The sequence below is a fragment of the Mycobacterium sp. genome, from assembly GCF_050701675.1.
Lineage (GTDB): Bacteria > Actinomycetota > Actinomycetes > Mycobacteriales > Mycobacteriaceae > Mycobacterium.
Genome location: NZ_JBOGDD010001124.1, coordinates 1 through 3,281, shown reverse-complemented (window position 1 = coordinate 3,281; position 3,281 = coordinate 1). Strand labels below are relative to the sequence as shown.

Below are 3,281 nucleotides of genomic sequence, written 5' to 3'. Positions count from 1 at the left end.
CTTGGATTCAGGCGGTCGCTGCAACAAATGTGGACGGGTCTGACAGTAGTCGGTGGAGTTCTTCGGCTGGGGTGCGCCAGTTGTGGCGTTTGCGGGGTCGGGCGTTGAGTTCGGCGGCGACGTTGTCGAGGATGCCGGGGCCGTGGAACGACAGGTCGGTGCCTTTGGGGAAGTATTGGCGTAGCAGTCCGTTGGTGTTTTCGTTGGTGCCGCGCTGCCAGGGGCTGTGTGGGTCGCAGAAGTAGATCGGCAGGCCGGTCGCTTCGGTGATCGCGGTGTGCAGCGCCATCTCGCTGCCCTGGTCCCAGGTCAGAGAGCGCCACAGGATCTCGGGGAGCTGGGGCATTTTGGTGGTCATCGCCGCGGCGACGGTGGTGGCGGTGTGATCTCCGATCAGGTGCAGCAGCAGGACGAAGCCGGTGGTGCGCTCCACGAGGGTGGCGATCGCCGAGGCGCTGTTGGCGCCGATGATGAGGTCACCTTCCCAGTGTCCGGGGATGGCCCGGTCGTCGGCTTCGGCGGGCCGCTGACTGATGTTGACCATGTTCTTGATCTTGCCGCGGGTATCAGTTTCCTTGCGGCCGTGTGGTTTTCGTTTGATCCGACCGGTACGTAGCGCGGACTTGACGTCTTTGGCGAGCTCGCCGCGGGGTTGGACGTAGATGGCTTGATAGATCGTTTCGGGTGACACCCGCATCTCCGGATCGTCGGGGAAATCCTCACGCAGCCGGCCCGCGATCTGTTCAGGGCTGTGCCGCAGCTTCAAGCCTTTCAGAACTTCGGCCAGCAGGGCAGGTTGCTGCTCGAGCCGACAGACCTTGGGACGCCGGGCGTTGGCGTCGGTCACGTCTTGTCCGACCCGGGCGCGGTACCCCGAACTGGTCTTTCCACGCACCATCTCCCGCCTGATCGTGTCGCGATGACGCCCGATCAGCACCGCTGCGCGCGCCGGTGAGCACGCGGTCTCTAGCAGGTCTTCCAACCGGCAGCGTTCGACGAAGGACATCGTCAGACCTGGCAGTGCCGCGTCGGCCTCGAGGTCGCTGGGAGCAGGGGTTCTCGGCACATAGCCAGCCTGCTCAACCCAGCGCCCCGCGGTATGCGCCGACACGCCCGCGAGCACCGCGGCCTCGACCATCGAGGAACCTGACCACATGCCCGCCCAGAACGCGTCCCGGACCGCTCGCCCATATCGGATGCCGTAATGGCTCTTGTTGGTCCGGTGACCAGCCGCCTTGGCCCACTTGAGGCCCGCGGTATGCGATACCCCAGCCACCGTGGCCGCCGCGGTCGGCGACAACCCCGACCTCAGAGCCGTGAAGAACTTCTCACGCACGGACTCCGGTAACGGTTGCCCACCAGGCTTCCGGAACGTCAACTTGGACTGAATCACGCAGCACCTCACAAATGTCAGGTGTTGCAGCGATCACTTGAGTCTGCCCGCGTTGTCCGTCGCCATATTCACTCTCGCTGCCGGTTCTACCGACGGCCCGTCGGCCCGCCATGCGAACATATGTTCGTGTCGGTGCGGCAGTCAGGCGAGGCGACGATCCTTCACGCCGATCTCGACTCGTTCTACGCCTCGGTCGAGCAGCGCGATGATCCGTCGCTGCGCGGCCGCCCGGTGATCGTCGGCGGCGGCGTGGTGCTCGCGGCCAGTTACGAGGCCAAGGCCTACGGAGTGCGCACCGCGATGGGCGGCCGCCAAGCCAGGCAGTTGTGCCCACACGCGATCGTCGTGCCGCCCAGGATGTCGGCGTACTCCGACGCCAGTGCCGCCGTGTTCGAGGTGTTCGGTGACACCAGTCCCCTAGTCGAGCCACTGTCGGTCGACGAGGCCTTCCTCGACGTCGGCGGACTGGGCCGCGTCTCGGGCACTCCGGTGCAGATCGGTGCCCGGCTACGCGAACAGGTCGCCGAGCGCGCCGGCCTGCCGATCACCGTCGGCATCGCCCGCACCAAGTTCCTCGCCAAGGTGGCCAGCCAGGAGGCCAAGCCCGACGGACTGCTCCTGGTCCCGCCCGATCGCGAGTTGGAGTTCCTGCATCCGCTGCCCGTCCGCCGACTGTGGGGCGTCGGCGCCAAGACGGCGGAGAAACTGCACGCCCACGGCATTCGCACCGTCGCCGACGTCGCCGAGTTGAGCGAGACCATGCTCGGCTCGATCGTCGGTGGCGGCATGGGCCACCAGTTGTTCGCGTTGTCGCACAACATCGACCGACGCCACGTCGTCACCGGCGTCCGACGCCGGTCGGTGGGAGCGCAACGGGCGTTGGGCCGCGCCGGAAACACCATGCCGCACAGCGAGATAGACGCGGTGGTGGTGAACCTCGTCGATCGCATCACCCGCCGGATGCGCAAGTCCGACCGAACCGGGCGCACAGTAGTGCTGCGGCTGCGATTCGACGACTTCGGCCGGGTCACGCGGTCGCATACCCTGCCACGCGCCACCGCTTCGACCGATGTCATCCTCTCTGCCGCAAGAGCTCTGGTGTCCGCGGCAGCCCCACTCATCGCCGAACGCGGTCTCACGCTGGTGGGCTTCGCGGTGTCCAATATCGATCGTGACGGTGCTCAGCAATTGGAGCTGCCGTTCGGTCCGGAACACGACCTGCTGGCCCTGGACTCGGCGGTCGACGAGGTGCGGCAACGCTTCGGCAATGCCTCGGTGATGCGGGGCGTCCTGCTCGGCCGTGACCCCGGATTGGAGATGCCCACCGTACCGGGCTAGTCCGATGGTGCCGGTCAAAGTCGATATCGCCGGCGATATCAGACCTTCGTCCACGCCAAGAGCTTCTCCACCGGCCAGGTGTTGACGATCCGCTCCCTGGGCACGCCGTTGTCGAGCGCGCGCTGCGCGCCGTAGCCGAGGAAGTCCAACTGTCCCGGCGCGTGAGCGTCGGTGTCGATGGAGAAGTCACACCCGATCTCCAGCGCCATCGTGAGCAGGCGCGTCGGCGGATCACGCCGCTCGGGCCGAGAGTTGATCTCCACCGCGGTGCCGTGATCGCGGCACGCGGTGAACACCTTCTCGGCGTCGAACTTGGACTCCGCCCGGGTGCCCCTGTTGCCCTCGACGAGCCGGCCGGTGCAGTGGCCGAGCACGTCGGCCTGCCCGCCGGAGACCGCCTGCACCATGCGGCGCGTCATGGCCGCGGAGTCCATCGCAAGTTTGGAGTGCACGCTGGCGACCACGATGTCGAGGCGCTCGAGTAGTTCGTCGTCCTGATCGAGGCTCCCGTCGTCGAGGATGTCGACCTCGATGCCGGTCAGAATCCGCA

The 3,281-nt window shown here is 66.6% G+C and carries 3 protein-coding genes; 1 reads left to right on the top strand and 2 read right to left on the bottom strand.

Going from position 1 to position 3,281, the window contains the following annotated elements; all coding sequences use genetic code 11:
- Positions 1–7: 7 nt before the first annotated feature.
- The gene (locus ACRDUX_RS34830; protein WP_526421078.1) at positions 8–1,156 is read right to left on the bottom strand and encodes an IS30 family transposase; all 1,149 of its coding nucleotides are present in this window, start codon (positions 1,154–1,156) and stop codon (positions 8–10) included.
- Between the two features lie 357 nt (positions 1,157–1,513).
- Here ACRDUX_RS34830 and dinB point away from each other — a divergent pair, with 357 nt between their 5' ends.
- Positions 1,514–2,731, top strand: a complete 1,218-nt coding sequence (dinB, locus tag ACRDUX_RS34825) for a DNA polymerase IV (RefSeq protein ID WP_526421076.1) — start codon at positions 1,514–1,516, stop codon at positions 2,729–2,731.
- Between the two features lie 38 nt (positions 2,732–2,769).
- Here dinB and ACRDUX_RS34820 read toward each other — a convergent pair.
- The coding region (locus ACRDUX_RS34820) for a PHP domain-containing protein (protein ID WP_526421074.1) at positions 2,770–3,281 on the bottom strand (512 nt) is incomplete at its 5' end.